We start from the raw sequence: 25,984 nt of genomic DNA, 5'->3' as shown, positions 1-25,984 counted from the left end.
GGAGCCGAGAGACGAACGACGCTTCGACGCGGCTATTATGGACTCGTCCAGTCGAATTCTCGAGACGGAGATGCCGGTTCGTCCTCGTCGACAGCAGCGGTGTCTCCATCGACGTCGGTCGACGCGTCGTCCGGGACGGTCGAGTCGACTACGTAGTCGTCAGCGGCCGGGAGTTCGGCGTTCGGAGCCATCGTTTCCGACTCGATCGCGTCGGGACCAGCTAGTTCGGCGTCGACCTCGAACGCCGACAGCGCGTCGGATAGTTCCCGTGCCTGCTCGGACAACGACGTGGCGGTGTGTGAGACCTCGACGAGCGAGGAGGTCTGTTCTTCGGCAGCCGCGGCGACTGTCTCCGCTTCGGCGCTGGTTTCCTCGCTGATCGCCGTGACGTCGTCGGTCATCGTCACGATCCCCTGGGTCGCGCCAGCCTGCTGTTGGGTCGCCGCCGAAATCTCCTGGACGCCCTCGTTTGTCTCCTCGGCGAACGCCGAAATCTCCTCGAGCGAGGTGACCGTCGTCTCGACTGCGCTGCGATGGTCGGCGATCCGCTCGTCGGTCTGTCGGACGACGGCTGCGACCTGGGCGGTCTGCTCGCTGACCTGCTCGAGGCGCGCTTCGATGTCGGTTGCGGCCTCCTGGGTGTCCGCGGCGAGGGATTTGACCTGTTCGGCGACCGCGGTAAACTGGGCGTCGTCCGAACTCGAGCGGGCGGCCTCGATGCTGGCGTTGAGCGCGAGCATGTTCGTCTCCTGGGTAACGTCGGCAATGAACTCGAGGAGGTCGTCGATCGCCGCGATCTCCTCCTCGAGGCGGGCGACTTCCGCGACCGCATCGCTCGCCTCGTCCTCGATGGCGTTCATACCGGCGATCGCCCGCCGAGCCGACTCGCGGGCGTCGGCACTCGTCGTCGCGGTCTGCTCGGCCAGCGTCGCGACCTGCGAGGAGGTCGCCGCGATCTGCTGGGTGGTCGTCGAGAGCTCGTCGACCTCGTCGCTGATCGTCGCGAGGTGGTCGCTCTGGCGCTCGGCACCGTCGGCGATCTGCTGGACCGAGGTCGTCACCTGTTCGGAGGCCGACCGGACCTCCACGACGCCGTCGGCCGTCGAGTTGGCGGCCTCGTCGACCGCGTCGGCAAAGGCCCGCGTCGCGGCCACCGTCGCCTCGAGATCGTCCATCATGTCGTTGAACGCCGCCGCGACCGTCGCCATCGCCTCGCTGTCGGCGTCGAGATCGAGGCGTCGCGTCAGGTCGCCGTCGGCACAGGCACGCATCGTCGTCCCGTACTCGTCAGCCGTTTGCTCGAGTTTCCGGGAGAAGCGCTCGGATTCCGAGCGTTCCCGTTCGGCCTCGGCCCGGGCGGCCTCGGTCTCCTCGAGTCGATCGCGCAGCGACTGGCGCATCTGATCGATCGATCGATGCAACTCGCCGAGTTCGTCCGAGCGGGTCGACTCGAGCGGGTCGTCGAGGTTCCCATCCTCGATGGCCGCGGCCCGTTCCGAGAGATCGCGCAGCGAGCGAGCCGTGTTCCGGCCGACCGTCGCACCGAGTACGAGCATGCCCCCGAAGGTAACCGCGAGCATCGCGAGGAGCCAGTTGGAAATCGTCGACTGGAGCGCGTAGGCATCGGCCGCTGGAACGCGGGTCGTCAACGTCCACCCGTCGTGCTCGAGTGGGGCGTAGCCGACGACGGTCTCGCTGTCCGCTGACCCGGCGTCGATCGACGTCGTTCCCGTGCCGTTCGAAACAGTTTCACGTTCGAGTACGTCGTCTTGCAACAGCAGCGATCGTTCCTCGGCGAGGACGATCGTCCCCGTGCGGTCGACGACAACCACGTCGTCGTGGTCGTCGGCCCCGATCATGTACCGGGACAGTGACTCGAGGTCGACGAGCCCGACGACGACGTGGTCTGACTCGCCGGGGACGTCGCTGACGGCGAGCATCGCCGGCCGGCCAGCCTCGGTTTCGAACGCCTCGGAGAAGACGACCTGCGAGTCGTCTTTCAGCACGGTCGAAAGCTGGGCGTCGACCGCCTCAGTAACGCGGCCGTCGTCAGTGATGACCGCGTTCGTGCCTGCGTTCGCGTGGATGGCACCCGTCTCGGCATCGACGTAGTACGCGCCTTCGAACGCAGTGCGATCGTTCATCCGGTGTAACGAGTCGCTGATCGCCACTCGGTCATCGCTGCGAAACGCCGACGAGCGGGGCAGCGAGCTTAGATAGCGCTCGGTCGATCGAAACCAGATGTCGATTCGGTCGGCATCCGTTTCGGCGCTGGTGACGAGTTGTGACTCGACATCCGACTCGAGTTCGTCACCAGTCTGTGCATAGATAGTGCCACCGAACGCACCCACGATGAGGAGGATAACTGCGAGTGCAGCGAGAAAGCGAAGCGCATAACGGCGGCGAACGACCGGGATGTGCTCCCACGGATTCAAACCCATATGATGATGGGACTCGACGCACCCGGTATGTAACTCGCTAAGAGTTATATGTAGTGCTATAGATCACTCGTGGGTCATATACAGTAGCCGTAGTCGGCGTTCGAGAGTGGAAAGCGATTTCCGCCGGCCGACAACCGAGACGGAACCGGGCTCGCCATTCGGCGGGGCCGACAGCATAGCTCCGGACCGGTCGAGTCAGTCCGAACCGCTGAAATACCGCCACGCCCTACTCGTGGCCGTGTCGAAGCAGGTCCAGCAGGTCGATACGATCTTCTGTCACGAAACCGGCGACGACTACCTGATCGTCGTCGAACGTGACGGCAAACGGCTGTTCAGAGCGAAACTCGGACTTTCGGAAACCTCTGCCGGTCCCCGCCCCGCGAAGTTCCGGCTCAAAGACGGCTCGAGCGAAGAGCCCCGTCAGCCCGACGAGTTCATCGAACTCGCCCGTCGAGCCAAACGCATCCGCATCTCCGAGCAAACCTCACCCGAGGGACGGCGTGAACTCACCGAGATGCTCGCGGGCTACCAGCTCGAGGACAAAGCCAAGACCGTCCGGACCTGTCGCTACTGTGCCTCCGCGGGCCAGTACTCGCCGATCACGACCGAGACAGCCATCAAAGACGACAACGACTGGATCTGTCGGGACTGTGCCCGCCAGGAACTCGAGCGCCAGCTCTCCTTTTCGGGCAGCGGCGCGGTCACCGGCGCGGCCAAAGAGCGTCTCGAGGACCTCATGCTCGAGGTGCAGGACTTAGAACGGATCGTCAACCTGCTCAAGGGACGGCTCGATCCCGATCTGACGAAATTCGATACCATCTCGGCGACGACCGACGAGGTCGACCCCGTCCGGGTCGATTCGCTGAACCTGCATCCCGGCTTGCAGGGCTTGCTCGAGGACCGGTTCGAGACCCTGCTGCCGGTCCAGAGCCTCGCGGTCGAAAACGGGCTGTTCGACGGCGACGACCAGATGGTCGTCTCGGCGACGGCGACCGGGAAGACGCTGGTTGGGGAGATGGCCGGCATCAACCGCGTCTTAAACGGCAAGGGAACGATGCTCTTTCTCGTGCCGCTGGTGGCCCTGGCCAATCAGAAGTACGAGGACTTCCAGGACGAATACGGCCACCTTGTCGATGTCTCTATCCGCGTGGGCGCGAGCCGGATCGCCGACAACGGCAACCAGTTCGACCCCAATGCCGACGTCATCGTCGGCACCTACGAGGGGATCGACCACGCACTGCGAACGGGCAAAGACATGGGTGACATCGGGACCGTCGTCATCGACGAGGTCCACACCCTCAAAGAGGAGGAGCGAGGCCACCGGCTGGACGGCCTCATCTCGCGGCTCAAGTACACCTGCGAACAGCGAGCCGAACGCCGCGACGAGTATCAGGGTGCACAATGGATCTACCTCTCGGCGACCGTCGGCAACCCAGAACAGCTCGCGGGCGCACTCGAGTCGACACTCATCGAATTCGAGGAGCGGCCGGTGCCGATCGAACGTCACGTCACGTTCGCCGACGGTCAAGAGAAAGTCCGGGTCGAAAACAAACTTGTCAAACGCGCGTTCGACACCGAGTCCTCGAAGGGGTATCGCGGGCAGACGATCATCTTTACCAACTCGAGGCGACGCTGTCACGAGATTTCGCGGAAACTCGAGTACTCAGCCGCGCCCTATCACGCCGGCTTAGATTACAAGCGCCGCAAGGAGGTCGAACGCAAGTTCGGCGAGCAGGAACTCGCCGCAGTCGTGACGACTGCCGCACTCGCTGCAGGTGTCGACTTCCCGGCCTCGCAGGTGATCTTCGACTCGCTGGCGATGGGTATCGAGTGGCTCTCGGTGCAAGAATTCCACCAGATGCTCGGCCGCGCGGGCCGACCTGACTATCACGATGAAGGGACCGTATACGTCCTCGTCGAACCCGACTGCGCATACCACAATTCGATGGAGATGTCCGAGGACGAAGTCGCCTTCAAACTCCTCAAAGGCGAGATGGAGTCGGTGATGACCCACTACGACGAGGCCGCCGCGGTCGAGGAAACGCTGGCGAACGTCACCGTCGGCGGCAAGGCCGCGAAGGCGCTCAACGACCGCATGATCGGCGACGTACCGACGAAACACGCTATCGGCAAACTCCTGGAGTACGAGTTCATCGACGGCTTCGAACCCACGCCGCTCGGGCGTGTCGTCACGGAACACTTCTTAGAGCCCGGCGAGGCGTTTACGCTCATCGATGGCATTCGGAAGGACGCCCACCCCTACGAACTCGTCGCGGACATCGAACTGCGCGACGAGGATCGCTGATCGCGCCAGTCGCAGGCGGTACGCGCCGAGTCCAGCCACGATCGTTTTTATGCCCGCTTTGGCGGCCAGAACATACGGGAGACGAGCGCACGATCGACAGCCAGCACGGGGCTACCCCGACGCTGTCACCATGGACCCAACGGATTACTATCAGTCAGTACCGGCCGGCCGCGACCCGTCTACGGGGACACCGGTTACTCGGGACAGCAGGCCAGCTGACTCGTCGGTCACGGAACGAACGCGATTCCGAACAGCGATAGCGCAAGTACGAGCACCGAGCCCGGCACACCGCCGATTGCGACGATCAGGATCGTCAGCGGCGACACCGCCACCGTGACGCCGAAGCCGACCTGGGCGAGGTACAACACGACGAGCCCGCCCACCGCGTTGATAATGAAAGGCCTGGCAACCGCAATGAGCTGTGCCGCCCCGAGAACGAGCACCAGGACGAGAATTAAAACCAGCAACTCGAGTCCGGTCATAGGAGCGCTATCACGGCATCGGGCAAAACCGTTCTGTCGGTTCCCGATGACTGTCTCGAGGGAGAAGAGTGGCCGTCTCGAGCGTGGCGGTCCATACGACGACGGGCAGCAGGATAACGAAACGCTTTATGCAATGGGGGCGATATCGAGATGTACGGGATCGTGGGTTAGCTTGGTATACTTCGGGCCTTGGGTGCCCGTGACCCCGGTTCAAATCCGGGCGATCCCATATTTCTGCTGTGAACAAGACCGCCAGCGGTGACTCTGGGATGTTCAGACAGCGTTTTCACAGCACAACTCAGTAAGTGGCGGCTACTGTGATCGGTATGATGAGCAGTAGTACTGACTAGCGGGTGACATCGAAACCGAAGGCAGAGAACGAAACTATGAGTTCGGGGGGTGAGGTGTTCTGTGGAAACAGTCAACAGGATCCACACGGAGTACGATTAGACTGACCACAGTGAGGATCGAGTGGTGTACGGATCATCTTGCTATTCGTTGGGATCACCTCGATTCTATGTAGTCGGGATCAACCAATGAAGCCTTCCGTGGAAGCAATAGTACAGCCCTGTCGGACGACGGCGGCTATTGACGGCAATATACTCGTTTTGTCAGCAGTGCTTCCAGTCGCGGGTGCCAAGCTCCGAACACATCGTCGTGTGCTCCGTCGTGCCCGTCTGCGTACGATAGCGGCTCGCCGACCGCTCGCAGCGATCGACGTCTCGAGCCGTTCAGTTTCATCCTCGTTTACGACCATTTATACCCGATGGCAGCCCTAGGACGGTGCAATGGCGCAAGCGGGCAACTCAGAACTCGTCGACTCCTTCGAGCAGTTCTTCCGCAACTACTACGACAACGAGATCAAGCAGCTTGCCCAACGCTATCCCAACGAGCAGCGGTCGCTGCACGTCGACTGGCAGGATCTCTACCGGTTCGAGCCCGACCTCGCGGACGACTTCATCGCCCAGCCCGAACAGCTCCAGCGTTACGCCGAGGAAGCGCTGCGACTGTACGATCTCCCGATCGACGTCAGTCTCGGACAGGCACACGTCCGGATTCGCAATCTCCCCGAGACGGAGTCCCCCGAGATCCGGGAGATTCGCGCGCCGGATATGAACTCCCTCGTGCAGGTCCACGGAATCGTCCGCAAAGCCACCGACGTCCGTCCCAAAATCGAGGAAGCAGCCTTCGAGTGCCAGCTCTGTGGCACCCTCACACGTGTCCCGCAATCCAGCGGCGACTTCCAGGAACCCCACGAATGTCAGGGCTGTGAACGACAGGGCCCCTTCCGCATCAACTTCGACCAGTCCGAGTTCGTCGACTCCCAAAAACTGCGCATCCAAGAAAGCCCCGAGGGACTGCGCGGCGGCGAAACCCCCCAGTCGCTCGACGTCCACATCGAAGACGACATCACCGGCGAGGTCACCCCCGGCGACCACGTCTCCGCGACCGGCGTCCTCCGCCTCGAGCAACAGGGCGACAACCAGGACAAATCGCCCGTCTTCGACTTCTACATGGAGGGGATGTCCGTCGACATCGACGAAGAGCAGTTCGAGGACATGGACATCACCGACGAGGACAAGAAGGCAATCTACGAGATCTCCAACGACGACGATGTCTACGAGCAGATGATCGCCTCCATTGCGCCCTCCATCTATGGCTACGAACAGGAGAAACTCGCGATGATTCTCCAGTTGTTCTCGGGCGTGACCAAGCAGTTGCCCGAGGGGTCGCGGATTCGAGGCGACCTGCACATGCTGCTGATCGGTGATCCGGGGACTGGGAAATCGCAGATGCTGGGCTACATCCAGAACATCGCACCCCGCTCGGTCTACACCTCCGGCAAGGGGTCGTCTTCGGCTGGTCTCACAGCCGCCGCCGTCCGCGACGACTTCGGGGACGGCCAGCAGTGGACGCTCGAGGCCGGCGCGCTCGTCCTCGCCGATCAGGGAATCGCAGCGGTCGACGAGCTCGATAAGATGCGCTCGGAAGATCGGAGTGCCATGCACGAGGCCTTAGAACAGCAGAAGATATCCGTCTCGAAAGCCGGTATCAACGCGACGCTCAAATCCCGCTGTTCGCTGCTCGGTGCGGCAAACCCCAAGTACGGCCGCTTCGATCAGTACGAACCGATCGGCGAGCAGATCGATCTCGAGCCGGCGCTCATCTCGCGGTTCGATCTGATTTTCACGGTCACCGACCAGCCCGACGAAGAGAAAGACCGGAATCTCGCGGAACACATCTTGACGACCAATTACGCAGGGGAGTTGACCACACAACAAGAAGAGATGACTTCCCTCGAGGTCAGCGACGACGAGATCGACGAAGTGACCGAACAGGTCGATCCCGAGATCGACGCCGAACTCCTGCGCAAATATATCGCCTACGCCAAGCAGAACTGTCATCCGCGGATGACCGACGAGGCCCAAGCAACGATTCGGGACTTCTACGTCGATCTGCGGTCGAAGGGGACCGACGAGGACGCTGCCGTCCCCGTCACGGCACGGAAACTCGAGGCGCTGGTTCGACTGGCGGAGGCAAGCGCTCGTGTTCGCCTCTCGGACACGGTCGAGCAAAGTGATGCCGAACAGTCCGTCGAGATCGTTCGCTCCTGTCTCCAGGACATCGGCGTCGATCCCGAAACCGGCGAGTTCGACGCGGACATCGTCGAGGCTGGCACCTCGAAATCCCAACGCGACCGAATCAAGAACCTCAAAGGACTCATCAGCGACATCGAAGAGGAGTACGACGACGGCGCGCCGGTCGATATCGTCCTCGAACGCGCCGAAGAGGTCGGCATGGACCAGTCGAAAGCCGAACACGAGATCGACAAGCTCAAACAGAAAGGCGAGGTCTACGAGCCGAGTACGGATACGCTTCGGACGACGTAACCGGCGTCGTCCCGCGACGTTTTGAGCGAACCGCCGTCAGAGCTCGTCGATATTTGTAACGGTCGCCCGGATCGTCACTGCTGCGACGTCGGCGACCTCGGCAGCGGCGGCCTGTGTGATCGACGGCCACGACTCGCGTTCTCCGGCCGCCTTGTAGAGACAGGCCGCAGCGACGCCGCCGGGATTGCGACCGCCGATCAGGCCCGCCTCGAGTAGGGCCTCGACGTGTTCTCGCGCGCGACGCTCGACGGCGGTTCCGAGCTCGAGTTCAGAAGCGAAGCGTGGGAGATACTGTGCAGGGTCGATCGGCCCCGTCCGCAGCCCCAGCTCGCGGTTCATCGCATCGTAGGCAGCCGAGAGTTCGGCATCGTCGGCGCGTGCGACGGCAGTGATTTCGTCGGTCGTGCGAGCGATCGAACGCGTCCGACAGGTGGCATAGATCGCAGCGGCGGCAAATCCTTCGAGCGAACGCCCTTGAAAGAGCCCCTCGGACTGGGCGGATTCGAACAGCGCACAGGACTGCTCTCTGACGGACTCTGGCAGCGAGAGCAAGGCAGTGAGCCGCCTGATTTCCGCAAAGCCGTACACCTGATTTCGCTCGGCTTTCGACGAGATCCGTGCGCGGTTGTGTTCGCGGCGAAGACGAGCGATCTGTCGCCGTTTCCGGCCGGTCAGACGAGAGCTGGTGCCTGCATGCGAGCCATATCCGATCTCCGTCGAAAGTCCACGGTCGTGGCGCGACCGAGTCAGTGGTGCCCCGGTTCGTCTCGGATCGGAATCATCGTCCTCGAACGACCGCCACTCCGGGCCGCGATCGATCTCGTCTTCCGCGGAGACGAGTCCACACTCCTCACAGACGATTTCCGTGCCCTGCTTCCGTAATCTGCCGTCACATTCGGGGCAGTCCGGTGCTGTATCGGCATCTGCCATTGGTTATTTCCCCTTCTATCCAGTTGGTCCCTAATAGTATTTAAATTATTGGAGAATGGAACGAACGAGGTAAGTGAAACGACAGTCAGGGGAGAGCTACCGATCGAAAAGCCACGTTAGTACGGACTGTGACTGCGATGGAGATTCGCAGGGAGAGGGGCCCGTCGTATCCGTCCGCTCGGCCAACAATCGTTCGTACTGGTCGACGATCGCCTGTCGGCGTCGCTCGCTTGTCTCGAGTGCCCGCTCGAGTGCGGCGATGCGAGCGGAGAGCCGTATCCGTTCGATCCGAGCGGAACGCAACGCCGGGTGGTGTGTCGAATCGGCGATCGACCGATCACGCGGGGCGGTCGATTCGAGCGCGTCGTCGACGATGATCGCTTGGTGTCGATCGTCAGCGGGGGAGACGGAGTCGTCCTGTTCGGCGGACATGGCTCGATAGGACGTCCACAGGGAGCGAGAAAAAGATCAGTCAGTCGGGTGTCAGACACGTCTGACGCGGGTCGTGCACCCGACGGACGTTACTCCGAGAGGTGCTCGAGCACGCCGTCGGATCTATTACTCCGACGCGCGCTCGCTCGCGATGCTTGCGAGCACGCCCGCAGTGTCGGCCGGCACAGGTTCGGGCTCGCTGCCGGCGGCGGCCGCAGCGTCGGGGTCTTTGAGCAGGTGACCCGTCGTCAGGCAGGCGACACGCTCGTCGTCGTCGACGACTCCCTCGGCACGGAGCTTGCGCAGGCCGGCGATCGAGGCGGCAGAGGCGGGTTCAACGCCGATTCCCTCACTTGCGATGTCGCGCTGGGCCTCGGTAATCTCCTCGTCGGAGACCGCAACCGCGGTGCCACCGGTCTCGCGGATGCCGGGCAGGGCCTTGGGTGCGTTGACCGGATTGCCGATCCGGATTGCGGTTGCGCGCGTCTCCACATCTTCCCAGCGGCGGACTTCGTCGGCGTCGTTTTCGATCGCCTCGACCATCGGGGCAGCGCCTTCGGCCTGCACACCCGTCAGCTTCGGCACGTCGTCCTCGTCGAGTTCGCCGGCCTGGACGAGTTCGCGGAAGGCCTTGTACAGCGCCGAGGTGTTGCCCGCGTTGCCGACCGGCAGCACGATCCGGTCTGGAACGGCGTCGTAATCGGCGAGGAAGCCCTCGAGAATCTCGAGGCCGATCGTCTTCTGACCCTCGAGGCGGAAGGGATTCAGCGAGTTCAGCAGGTAGGCCTCGCCCTTGGCGGCGAGTTCCTGGACGATGTCGAGACAGGCGTCGAAGTTGCCGTCGACCTCGAGGATGCGTGCGCCGTGGAGACTCGCCTGGGCGATCTTTCCGGCGGCGACCTTCCCTGCGGGCAGGAGGACGAGCGTCTCCATCCCGCCGCGGGAACCGTAAGCAGCCAGCGCAGCGCTGGTGTTTCCGGTCGAGGCACAGGCCAGCCGACCGACGCCGAGTTCCTTCGCGACGCGGACGCCAACGGTCATCCCGCGGTCCTTGAACGAGCCCGTCGGGTTCATTCCTTCGTGTTTGATCCGCAGCGCCTCGACACCGATCGATTCCTCGAGACGAGGGACCTCATACAGCGGCGTCGCACCTTCCTGAATCGAGACGCCTTCTGCGAACGGCAGCGCGTCGGCATACCGCCAGACGCCATGTCCGTCGAAGTCATCGAGCGTCGGCAGCTCGGCGTAGCGAACCTCGAGCAGTCCGTCACACTCATCACAGGTGTAGCGAACGTCGTCGAAGGGAGCGAACGTCTCGCCACACTCGATGCACTCGAGCCAGACGCCATTGTCGGCGTCGGCGGGTTCGTCAGGCTGCTCGGCCGAGAGACTGAGACTCATTATCGGATGGGAGGGATGCAACAGGGAAAAAGTGAGTGGATTCGGCGATGACGTGGGTTACTCGATCGTCTCGTCGAACTCGTCGATCACGTCGTGGACCGTCGCCGTCCAGACGTCCAGTGCTTCGTGCAACATCTCTTTGACTTCTGGCAGCGCGATCGCAGTATACTGGTAAATGTAGCCACCACCGTCCAGCAACCGTCGATCCCGGCGAACGAGATCCCGTTCGTGCAGCGTCGACAGCGAGCGGTTGACCGTACTCCGGTCTCGCTCGAGTGTCGCGGCCAACTCCTCGATCGTACTCCCGGGCTGTGAACACAGTGTCAGGTAGGTGCGGGTCTCGTGATCCTCGATTCCGAACACGCAGCTCATGACTTTTTCGAACGGGGGGTTCGATTCCTCCATCAGTTCCCCGAGGCGGTGCTGGGGGGTGTCGGACATACAGGCTCGTACGGCCGCGAAGGTCAAAATACTCGTCACGGCCGGCCGGAACGTGCAGCCGCGCCGTCGTCACGCATCCTCAGCTGTTGCCCCGTAGCCCATGTTTCGGATGCAGGTCCGCATTTCGCGTTCGGTCTCGTGGCGGTGGAGCCGCGTCGGTGTATCACAGTAGTACACCGAGCCGTCGTATCGCAACGTCACCTCGTACTCGCTCTGCGCCGCTGTCGTCGTAATCACGACCCGTCGTCCGTCCTCGATCGCGTTCATGATGGCATCCGTCTCGAGGTCGCCAGCCGAGATCCGGAGCGGGTTCGACATCGCGTGAGAGTGAGTGCGCTGGTCCAAAGAAACTTCGTGTCATCGCGCCGACTGCTGGCCCCTCCGGTCGCTGCGGGCAATTCGAGGGCCGCCTGACAGGCAAAACCGAGCGCCGGGAACCGGCTGTGCATGACGAGTCCCGAACCGGGATACCGCTACACTGACCCAGGGTGTGTGATGTCATATGGCATCAGAGACAGTAACCAAACGACCCGAACGGACTAAAACGGCACTCGAGCCCTGGCAGGCAGGGACCGTCGGCGGTATCATCGGCGCGATCGTGTTCGGCGCGATGATGGTGGTTCAGACGCCTGGCGTCCTCGAGATGGCGATCCCAGCGATGTACGGGCTCGAAGGCGGGCTTGCGGGAACGATCGTCCACCTCTCCCACGGCGCGGTCATCGGCGTCGTCTTCGCGGCGCTGCTGGTCACGACGGGACGTGCCGACGCGAGTCCGACGACGGCCGGGCTCCTCGGGCTCGGCTACGGCGTCGGGGTCTGGCTGGTCCTCGCCGTCTTCGTGATGCCGATCTGGCTCTCGGCAGTCGGGTTCGAACTAGCACCTGCCGTCCCGAACATCGCCGTCGAGAGTCTCGTCGGCCACGCCGCGTACGGACTCGTCCTCGGCGTCGTGTACGCAGTCCTCGAGTAACCAAAAGCGGGATCGAACAGCTACTCGAGCAGCCAACTCAGCAGCGCCTTCTGGGCGTGAAGCCGATTTTACAGCCCACCTTTTTTCGCTCGGGTCAGCTCTGCTGACCACTCACGAAAAAATCTGGACCAAAAAGCCGCTCGCATCGCTCGCGGTCGTCTACTCGAGCAGCCAGCTCAACAGTGCCTTCTGGGCGTGAAGCCTGTTTTCAGCCTGATCGAAGACGATCGACTGCTCACCTTCGACGACGTCGTCGGTGATCTCCTCGCCGCGGTGAGCCGGCAGGCAGTGCATCACCGATGCGTCGGGGGCGTGTTCGAGTAAGTCCGCAGAGACCTGGAAGCCCTCGAAGTCGTTCATCCGGACATCGCGTTCGTCCTCCTGGCCCATCGAGATCCAGACGTCCGTGTAGATGACATCGGCGTCGGTGGCCGCCTCGATGGGATCGGTCGTGATCGTCGGATCGCCACCGAGGTCGCGGGCGCGCTCGAGCACGGCGTCGTCGACTTCGTACCCCTCGGGCGTCGCAATCGTCAGGTCAACGCCGGTCAGCGCACAGCCGAGCGCGAACGACTGGGCGACGTTATTCCCGTCGCCGATCCAGGCTGCTGAGACGTCCTCGAGACCGCCCTCGTGTTCGCGGATCGTCTGGAGGTCCGCAAGCGTCTGGCAAGGATGCGCGTCGTCGGTGAGGCCGTTGACGATCGGCACCGACGAGTATTCGGCGAGCACCTCGACGTTCTCGTGTTTGAAGACGCGAGCCATCACCGCGTCGACGTATCGTGAGAGCGCACGCGAGGTGTCTTTCAGCGGTTCGCCCCGCCCGAGCTGGATGTCGTCTTCCCCGAGGAAGATCGCGTGTCCCCCAAGCTGGGTCATCCCCGTCTCGAAGGAAACGCGGGTTCGGGTACTCGCCTTCTGGAAGAGCATTCCCAATGTCTGTCCAGACAGGTCGGCGTGGTCCTCGCCGTTCTCGACGGCGTGTTTGTATTCGTCGGCTCTGTCGAGAACTGCGAACAGTTCCGCCTCGGAGAGGTCATCGACGTCGAGGAAATGTCTCGGCTGTGTATCGTCCGTATTTGTCGTCATGATATGATAGCTCGTCTGCGAATACTTATTCGTCAGTCTTCACTGAGCGTCCGCGCGACGCGCTCTAAGATCGCGACCGACTGATCGAACTCCGACAGCGGGAGTCGTTCGTCGGGTGCGTGATCGAGGTCTGAATTGCCAGGCCCGTAGGTGACCATCGGACAGTCCCAGGCACCGGCGTAGATGTTCATGTCGCTGGTGCCGGTCTTTCGCACCAGACGCGGATCAGCGCCTTCCTTTCGGATGGCGACACGGAACGCCCGAGCGACCTCCGTTCGCGGGCTCATCATCACTGGCGGAACCTTGTCCTTCCAGGTGACGGTGCCGACCTCGAGTTCGGCTTCGGCGGCTTCGCGGACGGTCTCGACGTCGAGTGCCGGCGGGACGCGCAGTTGAACGTCCATCGTCGTCTCGACGGAGAGGCCGTCCTCGCTGACGCCACCTTCGATGTCGACCGGCTTGGTCGTCACTTGCTCGAAGATCGGTTCGTACTCGTCGCCTTCGAAGCGCTCCTCGACGGCCGACCACCAGCGAACGGCGTGTTGGATCGCGTTCGGGTCCGGCCGTGAGGTATGGCCGGACTCGCTTGTCGCGACGTACGTCCCGGCGATCAGGCCGCGATAGCCGAGCGTGATCCCGTCGGCCCCGGAGGGCTCGCCGTTGACGACGGCGTCCGGTGACTCGTCGCGGTCGTCGACGAGATAGCGCGACCCCTTCGAGTCGACTTCCTCGCCGACGACGCCGACGAAGGAAACGCCGGTTCGGACGGCAGCGGCCGCCATCGCGGCGAGCGGGCCAGTCGCGTCGACGCTGCCACGGCCCCAGAGGATCTCATCGTCGCCGGTGTCTTCGACCTCGACAGGGATGTCTCCCGGCACGGTGTCGATGTGCGAGGTCAGGAGGACGGAATCGTCTGCCGGTGCGCGGACGTTCCCGACCGCGTCGATCCAGACCTCCCGGTCGTGGGCCTCGAAGAAATCCACGAGGCGTTTGGCCGCCTCGCGTTCCTCACGGGTCGGGGAGGGAATCGAGACGAGATCGACCAGCAGGTCTCGAGCCTCCTCAAGCGAGACGTCCGTCGGGTCGCCCGTGCTCGCGTTCATGATTCGGAGTCGGGTGCGATGACCGCGCCCAGCGCGTCCACGAGTTGGTCCGCCCCGTCTTTGTCGATCACCAGCGGCGGCAGAAGACGCAGGACGGTTCGACCCGCCGGCAGCGCCAGCACCTGGTGGTTCATCGCGAGGTCACGGGCGACGCGGTTCGCCCCCCGCTTCAACTCGATGCCGACGAGCAGTCCTTCACCGCGGATCTCGCGCACCTCGTCGCCGAGCGTGGCCTCGAGTTCCGTCGTGAGGTAGTCGCCCATCGAAGCGGCGTGGGCGGGCCACTCCTCTTCGACCAGCGTCGAGATTGTCGCGTGGACCGCCGCGGTGACGACAGGGCCACCGCTGAAGGTCGAATTGTGCGAGGCCGCGCCGTCTGCGATCCAGTCTCGAACAGCGACGCCGCCGATCGGGAGGCCGTTGCCGAGGCCTTTTGCAGTCGTGAGGATATCGGGTGTGACACCTGCGTTCTGACAGGCCCACATCGACCCCGTCCGTCCCATGCCGGTCTGGACCTCGTCGAAGACGAGCGCCGCGCCGGCCTCGTCAGTGCATTCACGAGCGGTCTCGAGGTAGCCCGCAGGCGGAACGTTGATTCCGCCTTCGCCCTGGATCGGTTCCAAGATCACGGCCGCGGTCTCGTCGTCCACGGCGTCAGCGAGCTCCTCGCCGTCGCCGTAGGGGACGAACTCTACGTCGCCGGCAAGCGGCTCGAACGGCTTTTTGTACTTGTCCTTCCAGGTCGCTGCGAGCGACCCCATCGTCCGGCCGTGGAACGAGCGGGTCGCGGCGACGATCTTCGACTCGCTGGTCGCCGATCGGGCGAACTTCAGCGCGGCCTCGTTGGCCTCGGTTCCGGAGTTACAGAACCAGGCCTGATCGAGGCCGTCCGGTGTCGACGCCACGAGGGCCGCGTAGGCGTCCTCGCGTGACTGAACGGGATAGGACGAGTCGACGAACGTCAGGTCAGCGACCTGCTCGGTGACTGCGTCGACGACTGCGGGGTGGGAGTGGCCGAGCGGCGTGCAGGCGTAGCTCGCCCCGGCGTCGATGTACTCTGTCCCGTCGGACGTGTAGAGATACGGTCCCTCACCGCGCTCGATGCCGATCGGCTTGCTGCCAGAAACGAAATCGAGATCGCTCATTCTGCGGCCTCCGTTTCAGCGTCGTCTTCGTCTTCGAGCACGCCGGGCTCGAGGGTCGTCCCCTCGCCCGCAAGCGCGCTCGAGATTGGTTCGTCCGCGTTCGCGTCTGCAACGACGACCGAGGACGCGCCGCCCTCGAGTGCCTCCTCAGCGGCCATGACCTTCTTCGTCATGAAGCCCTCGGCGGCGTCCTTGACGCCAGCGAATTCCTCGGGCGTGGCGGCCGACTCGATCTTGGTCGACTCGTCGTCGGGGTCCTCGTAGACGCCCGAGACGTCGGTCAGCAAGACCAGATCGGCCTCGAGCGCGCCGGCGATCGCTGCCGCGGCGCGGTCGGCATCGGCGTTGACCGCGGTGTAGCCGCCCGACTTCTCCTTGCCGAGGATCGGAACCGAGACGACAGGGGTGTAACCACCTGCGAGGGTCGTCTCGAGCAGGTCGGCGTTGACCGACTCGATTTTGCCCGAGTGGTCGCCGCGTTTGATCTTCTTCTTGCCGTCCTCTTTGACGCGGACGGCGGACTTGCGTTTGCCAGAGAGTAGTTTGCCGTCAGTACCCGAGAGGCCGACTGCGTCGACGCCCTCGTTGTGCAGACTCTCGACCAGATCGGTGTTGAGCTTGCCGGGCATCACCATCTTGAAAACGTCCATGGTGCGCTCGTCGGTAAAGCGGCCGACGACGCCGCCGGGCGTCTCGACGTACGTTGGCTCTTCGCCAAGCTCTTCTAAGGTCTCGTCGACGGCGGTCGAGCCGCCGTGTGTGAGGACGACGTCTTCGCCGTCTTCGACGAGGCTCGCAACGTCGGCGAGTGCGCCTTCGGGATCGACGGCACGTGCGCCGCCGATTTTGACCACCGTGGTCATTTATGGCGCCCCCACGGGGTGGAGTCCCGTAAACTCGAGTCCGGCCGTCTCCTCGAAGCCCAGCGCGATGTTGGCGGCGTGGACCGCCTGGCCCGCGGAGCCTTTCATCATGTTGTCGATCGCCGAGAAGACGACGATGCGTTTGTTCGACGGATCGAGTTCGAAGCCGACCTCGGCGAGGTTGGTCCCCGCGACCGACTTCGGTTCGGGGTAGCGGTAGACGCCGGAGCCGCCGGCGGCCATGCGGACGAACGGCTCGTCCTCGTAGCAGCCGCGATACGCTTGCCAGAGGTCGCCCTTCGAGACGGGACCCGACGGGAAGACGTGGCTCGTCGCGCTCGCGCCGCGGATCATGTCCACGGCATGGCAGGTAAAGGACACCGAGGTGCCGAGGAACTGCTCGATCTCGGCTTCGTGGCGGTGGCCCGTCGGCGCGTACGGGCGGACGACGCCCGAGCGCTCGGGATGGCTCGAGGCCTCGCCGCCGCCAGCTCCCCCTTCCGAGGAACCGACTTTCACGTCGACGACGACCTGCTCGCCGCCCTCCAAGATGTCGTGTTCGAACAGCGGGTAGAGCCCGAGGATCGTCGCGGTGGCGTTACAGCCGCCACCCGCGATGAGGTCCGCACCCGCGAGGTTGTCGCGGTTGATCTCGGGAAGTGCGTACTCGGCCTTTTCCAAGTACTCGGGGGCCTCGTGGCCGTCGTACCACTCGTCGTACTGTTCTTCCGTCTCGAGGCGGAAGTCAGCCGAGAGGTCGACGACCGTATCGGCGATCTCGAAGAACTCGTCGATCTGGCCCATCGAGACGCCGTGTGGCGTCGCCGCGAAGAGGACGTCGACGGACTCGAGATCGTCGGGTTCGGTAAAGCGCAGGTCCGTGCCGCGAAGCGGCGGATGGACGGAGCCGACGCTCTTGCCGGCTTTCGACCGGCTGGTGACCTCGGCGAGTTCGACGTTCGGGTGGCCGGCGAGCAACCGCAGGAGCTCACCGCCGGTAAAGCCGGAGCCACCGATGACAGTCGCGGTAACAGTATCGGCTGCCATTAGGCGCTCACCTCGAGTTCCGGATCGGCCGCTTTGGCCTTCTCCTCGAGCCAGTCGACGACGGTGCCGGCGACGTCGGTTTCGACGGCCTCGTCGAGCGCTTTGAACTCGACGGTGTGGTTGACCTCGTGGACGGTGTAGGAATCACCGGTCTCCATGAGGTCGACACCCAACAGGCCGCCACCGACGGCGTCGCTGGCCTTCTGGACGAGGTCCAGCGCGTCGTCGTCGAGGTCGAAGACGTCCGTCTCCGCGCCCTTGGCGGCGTTGGTGATCCAGTGGTCCGACGAGCGAACCATCGCGGCGATCGGCTCGCCGTCGACCGCGAGCACGCGAATGTCACGGCCCGGTTTCTCGACGAACTCCTGGACGTAGAACACCTTGTGCTCGTAGTGGCCAAGCGTTGCCTTGTGCTCTAAGATCGCCTCGGCGGCCGATTTGGAATCGATCTTGGCCATTAGACGGCCCCACGAACCCACGACAGGTTTGAGGACGCACGGATAGCCGAAGTCCTCGATGGCCTCCATCGCGGTCTCTTTCGTAAACGCGACTTTCGTCGCTGGCGTGGGAACGCCCGCCTGCTCGAGCGCGAGGCTGTTTTTCACCTTGTCGGCGCAGATATCCGCCGTCTCGTGGCTGTTGACCACGGGAATCCCGTACGCCTCGAAGAACTGCGTAGCGTACAGGCTGCGACTCGTGGCGAGACAGCGGTCGACGACGATATCGAGATCCGCGAACGCCTCGGGAGCCTCCGAAATGTCGAAGGTCTGCTTGCGAACGTCGATCTTCGTGACCTCGTGATCACGCTCGCGAAGCTCGTTCAGCAGGAGCTTCTCGTCTTTTCGAATCCGTGAATAGAGTATGCCTACGTTCACGCGAGCCACCTCTGAATGGCTGTGAGGAACTCGCTACGAGCCCCTCGAGTCGTGTGCGCAGCGCGGGCCGGTATCGCGCCCGTCTGCAAGGTCACTCACCCCAGTCCTCTTCGAGCTCAGGGGCTCGCTCGAGGACTGGCGGCTCGGTGTCGACGACTTCCAGCTCAGCACCACAGGTCGTACAGTCAACGATCTCTCCGACTTCCAGATCGTCGTGCAGGGACAGTTCAGCCCCACACTCGACGCATTCGGTCATTGTACTCGCACGTGGGAGCCGCGATCCCTTAAAGCCTTCGAACCTAACAGCAAAATTATACTAGCTGCACCCGTCTCTAACGGACCGTAGACACCGTCAAACCGCAAGTTTACTTTGACATATCATGAAGCAAGTAATTCATCCCCGGACGGGGATCGTCGTCGGAGTGGTCGATCGCCACTCCGAGACCTCGGCTGTCGACCCCTGTCTTCAGACATAGTCGTTCACCTCCGACCGGAGCGTCTCGTAGGCCGTCTCGAGCGCTGCGGTCAACTCGGCGTGTGCGTCGTCGTCGGCCGCGAGCGTCTCACGGGCCACCTCGAGCTGGGCGTCGACCGCCTCGGGGGCGGGACCGCCCTGTGAGTCGCGGCTTGCGACGCTTTCGGCCGGGTCGAGTGCGTCCTCGACGGCGTCGGGATCGACGTGGGCCTCGAGCGACTCGTCGAGAACCTCTTGTGATGCGGCCTCGAGTGCATCGTAGTCTGCGCCGTTCTCCGCGGCGATCGCGACCAGTTCGTGTGCCGTTCGGAACGGCAACCCGTTGGCTGCCAGCAGGTCCGCGACGCCGGTCGCCGTCGAGAAGCCTGCGCCGGCTTCCGCGGCCAGCGTCTCCTCGTTCCAGTCGGCCGTCGCGACCGCACCCGCCGCAACCTCGCTGGCTTCTGTCACGGCGTCGACGGTCTCCCAGGCGTGGGTCGTTGCCCGCTGGAGGTCGCGGTTGTACGCACGCGGTAGCCCTTTGAGCGTCGTCGTCAGCCCTTGAACGCTGCCGGCTGCATCGCCCGCGACTGCGCGGACGAGTTCCAGCGTGTCTGGGTTCTTCTTCTGGGGCATGATCGACGACGTCGAGGAGTAGTCGTCCGACAGCTCGACGAAACCACGGTTCGCGAAGATAATGACGTCCTCGGCCAGTCCCGACAGCGTCGTCGCATGCGTCGACAGCGCCTGGACCGTCTCGAGCAGGAAGTCCCGGCTCGAGGAGGCGTCCATCGAGTTCTCGACGACTCCGTCGAAGCCAAGCAGATCGGCCGTGCGCTCGCGATCGATGTCGAACGTCGTGCCCGCGAAGGCTGCGCCGCCAAGCGGCGACTCGTTGATCCGTGCGTAGGCATCACACAGGCGTTCGGTGTCGCGGCGAACGGCCCCCTCGTAGGCCAGCGCCCAGTGGGCCACGGTGGTCGGCTGGGCAGGCTGGAGATGCGTGTAGCCGGGCATGATCGTCTCTTGGTGTTCGTCGGCCACGTCGACGAGCGACTCGCGCAGCGCGAGCGTCGTCTCGATCGCCGCGAGAACGTCCTCGCGTAAGCGATAGCGGATGCAGGCCGCGACCTCGTCGTTGCGCGAGCGTGCGGTATGCATCTTCCCGCCGTCGGCACCGATGCGCTCGATGACGGCCGTCTCGATGGCTTCGTGAACGTCCTCACCGTCGGGCAGCGAGTCGTGGCCGTCGACTTCGATCGCGTCGAGGGCGGTCAGGATCTCGCCTGCGACATCGTCGTCGATGATCCCTTGCTCGGCGAGCATGACCGTGTGCGCGCGGTCGACCGCGAGATCAGCCTCGAAAATGCGTTCGTCCGCTGCAAGCGAGGAGAGGAAGCTCCGGGCAGGGCCGCCGCTGAAGCGGTCCCGACGGACGACCCCCTCGTCGTCGGTGCCCCCATCAGTGCGGACGGGGCAGGACTCGCCACCGTCGGCTCGGCGATCCGACGAGGACTGCGGTCCAGTGGACCACTCGTCGCCGTGAGCGCTCTCCTCGGTCATGGTTACTCGTCGTCCTCGTCGTCAGCGTTCGCAGCGATCGCCTCGTTGGCGAGACGACGCTGGAAGCCGTGGTACTTCGCGACGCCGGTGGCGTCTTCCTGCGTGATCTTGCCGACCGTCTCGGTGTCGAACGACGCGTGTTCCGCGGAGTAGGCCGCGAAGTCGCTCTCGCGAGCGACCGGACGGGCCTGGCCACCCTCGAAGCGGATGGTCACCGTACCCGTGACGCGCTTCTGGGTCTCGCCGATGAAGCCCTCGAGTGCGCTCACGAGCGGCGCGTCGATCAGGCCCTCGTAGGCCTTCTGGGACCACTGCTGGTCGATCTGGGTTTTGAACTGGCGCTCTTCCTGCGTGAGGACGAAGCCTTCGAGGGCCTCGTGGGCGGCGAGTAGCGTCGTCGCGCCGGGGTGTTCGTAGTTCTCGCGGACCTTCAGCCCGAGAATACGGTCTTCCATCATGTCGGTGCGGCCGACACCGTAGCTGCCAGCGAGGTCGTTGAGATACTCGATGAGTTCGACCGGCTCGTACTCCTCGCCGTCGACGGCGACGGGGTAGCCGTTCTCGAATGTAATGTCGATTTCCTCGGTCTCGCTGCCGGGCTCGTCGGTCCACGCGTAGATGTCACGCGGGGGGACGTAGCTCGGATCCTCTAAGTCGTCGCCCTCGACCGAACGGCTCCAGATGTTGGTGTCGATCGACCAGTCACCGCCGCTGCCACCCTCGACGGGGAGGTCCTTCTCGGCGGCGTACTCCTGTTCCCACTCACGGGTGAGACCGAGTTCGCGCACGGGGGCGATGACCTCGAGATCGGAGTCACGCCAGACTGCCTCGAAGCGAAGTTGGTCGTTGCCCTTGCCCGTACAGCCGTGGGCGATGCCGGTACATCCCTCTTCCTCTGCGACCTCGAGGATCGCCTCTGCGATCACCGGGCGAGCCAGCGCCGTTCCCAGCGGGTAGCCCTGGTAGGTCGCGTTCGCGCGAACGCTGTCAAGACAGAGATCGGCGAACTCCTCTCGGGCGTCGACGACGTAGTGTTCGAGGCCGAGCGCTTCGGCGGTTTCCTCGGCCTCGTCGAACTCGGAGGCCGGCTGGCCGACGTCGACGGTGACGCCGATCACGTCGTCATATCCGTATTCTTCCTCGAGCAGCGGGACACAGACAGTCGTGTCCAGGCCGCCCGAAAACGCAAGTGCCACGCGGGTCATATCGTACTCGAGTGAACTCACAGGACGGACTTAAGCTCATTGGTTTCAATCACGCAAAATATCGATAGAGCGACTGCTAACCGAAAATACTGCAGTTTCGGGAACGTTGAAACGAACCGGATCGGGGAAGGAGTATAGTACGGGCTCAAAGGCCCGGTCGGAATCGCCGCGGTCGTCGCCGAGCGACGGTCCCGTCGGTACCGGAAAGGGCGAGCGTGGTGCCGACGGTCTGGCTCATTGTCTGAATACTGCGAACCCACGGTATTAAAACCTGCTACATCGCGCTCACAGGACGGGAACTTACTCGTCGTCGGGCAGTGACAAGACGTTCTCCCGACCGATGCGGAAGACCTCGATTTCGTCGTCCTCGCGTAAGTCACCGACGACCTGACTCGTCTTGGCCTCGGTCCAGTCCAGTTCCGAGACGACGTCCTGCTGTTTGATCCGCCCGCCGCGTTGCTCGAGCAGCTGCAACACCCGTTCTTCGTTGCTCAACAGTTCCGGCGGCGTCTCAGTCATGCTTGAGTCGGCAGCACTCGAGCCGTCTGCTCGCCACGCGACATCGGTCCCGCCGTCGGTTCCACCACTACGGGGTCGATTGCGACTACGGAACCAGCCTGCAATGGCAACGGTTGCCAACAGGGCCAGCGCGAGGAAGACGATCACCCACGGCATCGGGGGGCCACCGTCGGCCGGCGTCTGCCCCGTCGCTGAGTCGCCGTTTTTGATCAGCACGACTCGTGGCTGATCGTCGGGGAACGTTTTCTCGCCCTCCCACTTTACCGAGCGATCGGATCGCTCGTCCGGCGATGGGTCCACCTGCGGCTCGCCGTCGCTCTCATAAATCGTGTACGCCTCCGGCCAGCGAAACTGCAACGTCGTCTCATTGCTGAGCGTAAACCCGGACAGGGCAGCACCCGCCTCGATCCGGTTCAACTCGACGTGGGCAAAATCCGACCACTGAAAGGTGACCCTCGCGTGCCCGATCTCTTCGGGCTGAGGGTCCGTGTCCGTCTCGACCGAGAGGTTCGAGATGTTCATCTCCCGGTCGGTCGCGTTTTCGCCCTTCGTGAGCGTCTCGTTCCATCCGCGTCGCTCCTCGGTGACGTACCACGTCCTGTTGTTCGAGATGTTTTCCGCTAGGGACTCCCACTCCGCCATCGATCCGTTTTCATCGGGATAGAACTGGTAGTCCGTCGTCACCTGCGCGGAGCCGTTCCCAGCGATAAAAACGTCGATATGGATCCGATCAGCGTCCTCGAGTTGCACGGAGTCGTTCATGGCCGCGCCACCATTGTCCGCTTGGACCTGTCGCATTACTGTCTGCGTCCCAGCATCCGCTGTCACAGGCACCACCGGGGCGTACGCACCCGAACATGCAACCACCACGAGCAGGCAGACCAGGGCTCGCAGCCCCCTCACCTCCATTACGGACATATGTTATGGCCATCTAAATAGGTCTTTCCGACACAGTAACGGTATATTTTTCATACATTCGCCATGATATGAGGGTGTATGTCTGACATTCGCGGCGAACTCGAGGTCGAGACGCTACTAAAACTCGTCCTCGGACTGATCGCCGTCTTGCTCGTCCTCGAGGTCCTCGAGGCAGTGATCAGCGGGCTCGCCTGGCTGCTCGGCCCCTTCTTCGTGATCGTCCAGCTCGCGATCGCCGTCCTGATCGTGCTCTGGTTGCTCGACCGAATCTAAACTGGCCATCGGCAGCGGCGTCGAGTCCCGAGACCACCAGACTGATAGCTCCCTCGTCCCAATATCGACCGAAGTGTACAGCGTCAACGTCCCGGTCCCCGGTCGCGTCCGGCAGCTCGCGGATCGCCTCTATCCCGAGCTGGTCGGCTTCGAGACCGTCCGCGAGGACCACTCGTGTCTGCTCAAGCGACTCGGCGAGGCCGATCACGTCGCACAGCTGCAACACCGTGCCCACCGCGCGCTCGAGGGCGCACCGGCCGTCGAGGCCGAAATCACGGGGATCGACTACTTCGAGGACCCACCACTGGGATCAGCTCCCGTCGTCTATCTCGCCGTCGAGAGCCCCGGACTCGAGGGCATTCACGCTGACCTCACCGAGGCCTTCGACGTCGTCGAGGGCCTCGAAGGCACAGACTACGTTCCCCACGTGACGCTGGCTCGCGGCGGCGACATCGAGACCGCGAAACGGCTGGCCGACCGCGAGATCGAGCCCGTCCGGTGGACGGTCAGCGAACTCGAGTTCTGGGACGGGACGTACAAGTTACCGGTGAGTCGCGTCTCCTTGCCGTCGTAGGGGTCGTCACACGCGCTGTGGGCCAAAACGCGTGCCGCAGTGCGTCTGAGGTCCCCGCAAATATCGCTGCTACCGCCGTCAGCGACCACGGCGGCCCGTCACCGGCCGCGACCGTTCTAAACGGGAGAGGTTCCGGAATTCGACACAGAGAGGCGTCAAGAGTCGGGGTAGCGTCAGCCGGCTCGGTGCGGATTAAGTCCATCTGGCCACTGGTTCCGATGTGGTCGCAACGCTACTCGTCGCAGCGGTCGTCGGACTCGCCCTTGGAGCCTTCCTCCAGAAGGGGCGATTCTGCTTCGTCAACGCCTTCCGGGACTTCTTCGCGTACAAGGACTCGCGGGTCACAAAGGGCGTCCTCGCAGCGACGTTTCTGACAATGATCTTCTGGGGTATCGCGTACCAATTCGGATATTATCAAGGGTTCTGGACGCCCAACTGGGGGCTGACAGGGCTCGTCGGCGGCTTCATCTTCGGGGTCGGAATGACCTACGCCGGTGGCTGTGCCAGCGGCACACTCTACCGCACCGGTGAGGGCTATCTGCAGTTCTGGCTCACGTTGCTGTTCATGGGCGTCGGCTACGCCGGCTTCACTGTCGCCTTCCCGACGCTCGAGCGCACGTACTTCGAGCCGCTGACGTTCGGTGAAGGCGCGAGCCTGTTTACCGTCACGTCAGTCCCGGCCAGCCTGGTCGGCCTCGCAGTCGCACTCACTGGACTGCTCGTCTACGCGACGCTGACCGGTCGTGCGTCGACCGCCGCCGACTTCGGCGAACGCGCCGACGTGGCCCAGCTCACCCCGGCTGCGTTCCTCGCGCCGGTCGCGGGCCTTCGCGGGTTCGCACGCGGAACGAACGCGTATTTCCGCGGGCTCGTTCGCGCGTGGCGACACCCAATCGCCGCGAGCAAGCAACCGTGGGACCCACGCACCGCGGCGCTCGGAATCACCGCCGCCGCCGTGCTCTGGTTCACCCAGGTCTCGATCGTCGGCGTCACCGGCCCCGAGGCCCGCTGGACGGGTTATCTCCTCTCGCAGGTCGGCGTCGACGCCGGTTCGTTCGAGTACTGGGGTTCGATCCTCTTTCAGGGCCAGGGCGTCGGCGTGACCGTCGACATGGTGATGATCGCGTTCGTCATCGTCGGCGCGTTCCTCGCCGCCCTCTGGAGCGGCGACTTCGCCCTCCGGGTCCCGAAGCGCCGACGGCTTCCCAACGCCGTCGTTGGCGGCCTCATGATGGGCGCGGGCTCGCGGCTCGCCCCTGGCTGCAACATCGGGAACATCTACTCCGGCATCGCGGAGCTGTCGATCCACTCGTTCATCGCAGCCGTCGGCATCGTCGCCGGCGTCTACGTGATGACCCACTGGATCTACCGCGAAGTCGGCTGTGCGATCTGAATCGTTCGCTAACTGACCTCCAACATTACGATATCCAATGCCATCCATCGACGACGTCACGAACACGCCAGACGAATTGACCGACGACGACGCCGAAGCACTGCTCGAGGAGGCCGACCTCGTCCAGGACATGACCGGCGAGGTCTGTCCCTACCCGCAGGTCGAGGCCAAGAAAGGCCTGCAGGAACTCGAGGCGGGCGAGTTGCTCGTCCAAGAGACCGATCACGTCCCCTGTACGGAAAACGTGCCCCGCGCCGTCGGCGACGACGCCGAGGCACAGGTCTGGCGCAGCGGCGACGCAACCTACCGCATCTACCTCCGAAAGCGAGCATGATCGAGGAAGTATCCACCGAGACGGTTCGCGAACGCCTCGAGCGCGGCGACGAATTCGACCTGATCGACATCCGCGAGGACGAAGACTACGCCGACGGCCACCTCCCCAAGGCTGACCACGTCACTATCGAGGAACTCGAGGAAACCGTCGTCGACCGCGACTGGGCTGACGAGGTCGTCGTCTACTGTTACCGGGGCAACTCGTCGATTCAAGCCGCCCGGCTCATCACGGAGTACGGCGACGCCGAGCGCGTCGTGAGTATGGCCGGTGGCTATCAGGACTGGGAGCCGCTCGAGACAGTGGCTGCTGACTGAGGGGCAGCGCACAGCAGCCAGC

General features: G+C 63.7%; 25 protein-coding genes and 1 tRNA gene. 9 read left to right on the top strand and 17 right to left on the bottom strand.

Going from position 1 to position 25,984, the window contains the following annotated elements; genetic code table 11:
• Positions 1-35: 35 nt before the first annotated feature.
• Positions 36-2,441, bottom strand: a complete 2,406-nt coding sequence (locus BDK88_RS05345) for a methyl-accepting chemotaxis protein (protein WP_130499488.1) — start codon at positions 2,439-2,441, stop codon at positions 36-38.
• Positions 2,442-2,679: 238 nt separating this feature from the next.
• Between BDK88_RS05345 and BDK88_RS05340 the strand changes: the two genes are divergently transcribed.
• On the top strand, positions 2,680-4,746 hold the full coding sequence (locus tag BDK88_RS05340) for a DEAD/DEAH box helicase (protein ID WP_130499487.1): 2,067 nt from the start codon (positions 2,680-2,682) through the stop codon (positions 4,744-4,746).
• A gap of 227 nt (positions 4,747-4,973) precedes the next feature.
• Here the strand turns inward: BDK88_RS05340 and BDK88_RS05335 are convergent, their stop codons facing one another.
• Entirely contained in the window at positions 4,974-5,228 is a 255-nt protein-coding gene (locus BDK88_RS05335) for a pro-sigmaK processing inhibitor BofA family protein (RefSeq protein WP_130499486.1), read from the bottom strand.
• Positions 5,229-5,384: 156 nt separating this feature from the next.
• Here BDK88_RS05335 and BDK88_RS05330 point away from each other — a divergent pair.
• Both BDK88_RS05330 and BDK88_RS05325 read left to right on the top strand, forming a co-directional pair.
• A tRNA-Pro gene (locus BDK88_RS05330) sits at positions 5,385-5,457 on the top strand.
• 559 nt (positions 5,458-6,016) lie between these two features.
• The gene (locus BDK88_RS05325; RefSeq protein ID WP_130499485.1) at positions 6,017-8,119 is read left to right on the top strand and encodes a minichromosome maintenance protein MCM; all 2,103 of its coding nucleotides are present in this window, start codon (positions 6,017-6,019) and stop codon (positions 8,117-8,119) included.
• Between the two features lie 36 nt (positions 8,120-8,155).
• On the opposite strand, the gene BDK88_RS05320 is transcribed toward BDK88_RS05325, so the two are convergent.
• The 5 genes from BDK88_RS05320 to BDK88_RS05300 form a co-directional block, all read right to left on the bottom strand.
• Positions 8,156-9,049: a transcription initiation factor IIB gene (locus BDK88_RS05320; protein WP_130499484.1), complete on the bottom strand. Its 894-nt coding sequence runs from the start codon at positions 9,047-9,049 to the stop codon at positions 8,156-8,158.
• A gap of 96 nt (positions 9,050-9,145) precedes the next feature.
• Positions 9,146-9,481: a hypothetical protein gene (locus tag BDK88_RS05315; RefSeq protein WP_130499483.1), complete on the bottom strand. Its 336-nt coding sequence runs from the start codon at positions 9,479-9,481 to the stop codon at positions 9,146-9,148.
• Between the two features lie 126 nt (positions 9,482-9,607).
• On the bottom strand, positions 9,608-10,882 hold the full coding sequence (gene thrC, locus BDK88_RS05310; protein ID WP_130499482.1) for a threonine synthase: 1,275 nt from the start codon (positions 10,880-10,882) through the stop codon (positions 9,608-9,610).
• 57 nt (positions 10,883-10,939) lie between these two features.
• Positions 10,940-11,323: a helix-turn-helix domain-containing protein gene (locus tag BDK88_RS05305; RefSeq protein WP_130499481.1), complete on the bottom strand. Its 384-nt coding sequence runs from the start codon at positions 11,321-11,323 to the stop codon at positions 10,940-10,942.
• A gap of 69 nt (positions 11,324-11,392) precedes the next feature.
• The gene (locus tag BDK88_RS05300; RefSeq protein WP_130499480.1) at positions 11,393-11,641 is read right to left on the bottom strand and encodes a hypothetical protein; all 249 of its coding nucleotides are present in this window, start codon (positions 11,639-11,641) and stop codon (positions 11,393-11,395) included.
• A 184-nt stretch (positions 11,642-11,825) separates the two neighbouring features.
• On the opposite strand from BDK88_RS05300, the gene BDK88_RS05295 reads away from it, so the two are divergent.
• The gene (locus BDK88_RS05295; protein WP_130499479.1) at positions 11,826-12,293 is read left to right on the top strand and encodes a histidine kinase; all 468 of its coding nucleotides are present in this window, start codon (positions 11,826-11,828) and stop codon (positions 12,291-12,293) included.
• Between the two features lie 159 nt (positions 12,294-12,452).
• Here the strand turns inward: BDK88_RS05295 and argF are convergent, their stop codons facing one another.
• The 10 genes from argF to BDK88_RS05245 all read right to left on the bottom strand — a co-directional run bounded on the left by argF (position 12,453) and on the right by BDK88_RS05245 (position 23,065).
• Positions 12,453-13,382: an ornithine carbamoyltransferase gene (argF, locus tag BDK88_RS05290; RefSeq protein WP_130499478.1), complete on the bottom strand. Its 930-nt coding sequence runs from the start codon at positions 13,380-13,382 to the stop codon at positions 12,453-12,455.
• Between the two features lie 32 nt (positions 13,383-13,414).
• Complete coding sequence (locus tag BDK88_RS05285) at positions 13,415-14,485, bottom strand: [LysW]-lysine hydrolase (RefSeq protein ID WP_130499477.1); 1,071 nt, start codon at positions 14,483-14,485, stop codon at positions 13,415-13,417.
• Entirely contained in the window at positions 14,482-15,630 is a 1,149-nt protein-coding gene (locus BDK88_RS05280; protein WP_130499476.1) for an aspartate aminotransferase family protein, read from the bottom strand. The genes BDK88_RS05285 and BDK88_RS05280 overlap by 4 nt, the downstream gene beginning before the upstream one ends.
• Positions 15,627-16,493 carry an acetylglutamate/acetylaminoadipate kinase gene (locus BDK88_RS05275; RefSeq protein ID WP_130499475.1) on the bottom strand — a complete coding sequence of 289 codons (867 nt, stop codon included), beginning with the start codon at positions 16,491-16,493 and terminating at the stop codon, positions 15,627-15,629. Before BDK88_RS05275 ends, BDK88_RS05280 begins: the two co-directional genes overlap by 4 nt.
• Positions 16,494-17,540 (bottom strand): N-acetyl-gamma-glutamyl-phosphate reductase, encoded by a 1,047-nt coding sequence (gene argC / locus BDK88_RS05270; protein ID WP_130499474.1) that lies wholly within the window; start codon positions 17,538-17,540, stop codon positions 16,494-16,496.
• Complete coding sequence (gene lysX / locus BDK88_RS05265; RefSeq protein WP_130499473.1) at positions 17,540-18,415, bottom strand: lysine biosynthesis protein LysX; 876 nt, start codon at positions 18,413-18,415, stop codon at positions 17,540-17,542. Before lysX ends, argC begins: the two co-directional genes overlap by 1 nt.
• Positions 18,416-18,506: 91 nt before the next feature.
• Positions 18,507-18,671 carry a lysine biosynthesis protein LysW gene (gene lysW / locus BDK88_RS05260; protein ID WP_008013846.1) on the bottom strand — a complete coding sequence of 55 codons (165 nt, stop codon included), beginning with the start codon at positions 18,669-18,671 and terminating at the stop codon, positions 18,507-18,509.
• A 210-nt stretch (positions 18,672-18,881) separates the two neighbouring features.
• Positions 18,882-20,432 carry an argininosuccinate lyase gene (gene argH / locus BDK88_RS05255; RefSeq protein ID WP_130499472.1) on the bottom strand — a complete coding sequence of 517 codons (1,551 nt, stop codon included), beginning with the start codon at positions 20,430-20,432 and terminating at the stop codon, positions 18,882-18,884.
• A gap of 2 nt (positions 20,433-20,434) precedes the next feature.
• Entirely contained in the window at positions 20,435-21,637 is a 1,203-nt protein-coding gene (locus BDK88_RS05250) for an argininosuccinate synthase (protein ID WP_130499471.1), read from the bottom strand.
• 300 nt (positions 21,638-21,937) lie between these two features.
• Positions 21,938-23,065 carry a helix-turn-helix transcriptional regulator gene (locus tag BDK88_RS05245; RefSeq protein WP_130499470.1) on the bottom strand — a complete coding sequence of 376 codons (1,128 nt, stop codon included), beginning with the start codon at positions 23,063-23,065 and terminating at the stop codon, positions 21,938-21,940.
• Between the two features lie 87 nt (positions 23,066-23,152).
• Here BDK88_RS05245 and BDK88_RS05240 point away from each other — a divergent pair, with 87 nt between their 5' ends.
• The 5 genes from BDK88_RS05240 (at position 23,153) to BDK88_RS05220 (ending at position 25,962) form a co-directional block, all read left to right on the top strand.
• Positions 23,153-23,347: a DUF7554 family protein gene (locus tag BDK88_RS05240; RefSeq protein ID WP_130499469.1), complete on the top strand. Its 195-nt coding sequence runs from the start codon at positions 23,153-23,155 to the stop codon at positions 23,345-23,347.
• Between the two features lie 73 nt (positions 23,348-23,420).
• The gene (locus tag BDK88_RS05235) at positions 23,421-23,921 is read left to right on the top strand and encodes a 2'-5' RNA ligase family protein (RefSeq protein WP_130499468.1); all 501 of its coding nucleotides are present in this window, start codon (positions 23,421-23,423) and stop codon (positions 23,919-23,921) included.
• 220 nt (positions 23,922-24,141) lie between these two features.
• Positions 24,142-25,314: a YeeE/YedE family protein gene (locus tag BDK88_RS05230; protein WP_130499467.1), complete on the top strand. Its 1,173-nt coding sequence runs from the start codon at positions 24,142-24,144 to the stop codon at positions 25,312-25,314.
• Between the two features lie 37 nt (positions 25,315-25,351).
• Positions 25,352-25,648 (top strand): sulfurtransferase TusA family protein, encoded by a 297-nt coding sequence (locus BDK88_RS05225; RefSeq protein ID WP_092933302.1) that lies wholly within the window; start codon positions 25,352-25,354, stop codon positions 25,646-25,648.
• Positions 25,645-25,962: a rhodanese-like domain-containing protein gene (locus BDK88_RS05220; RefSeq protein WP_130499466.1), complete on the top strand. Its 318-nt coding sequence runs from the start codon at positions 25,645-25,647 to the stop codon at positions 25,960-25,962. Before BDK88_RS05225 ends, BDK88_RS05220 begins: the two co-directional genes overlap by 4 nt.
• Positions 25,963-25,984: the final 22 nt, after the last annotated feature.

It is taken from the genome of Natrinema hispanicum, assembly GCF_004217335.1.
Lineage (GTDB): Archaea > Halobacteriota > Halobacteria > Halobacteriales > Natrialbaceae > Natrinema > Natrinema hispanicum.
Note: the sequence above shows the minus strand (reverse complement) of the source record. Positions and strands in the feature narration are given on the sequence as shown.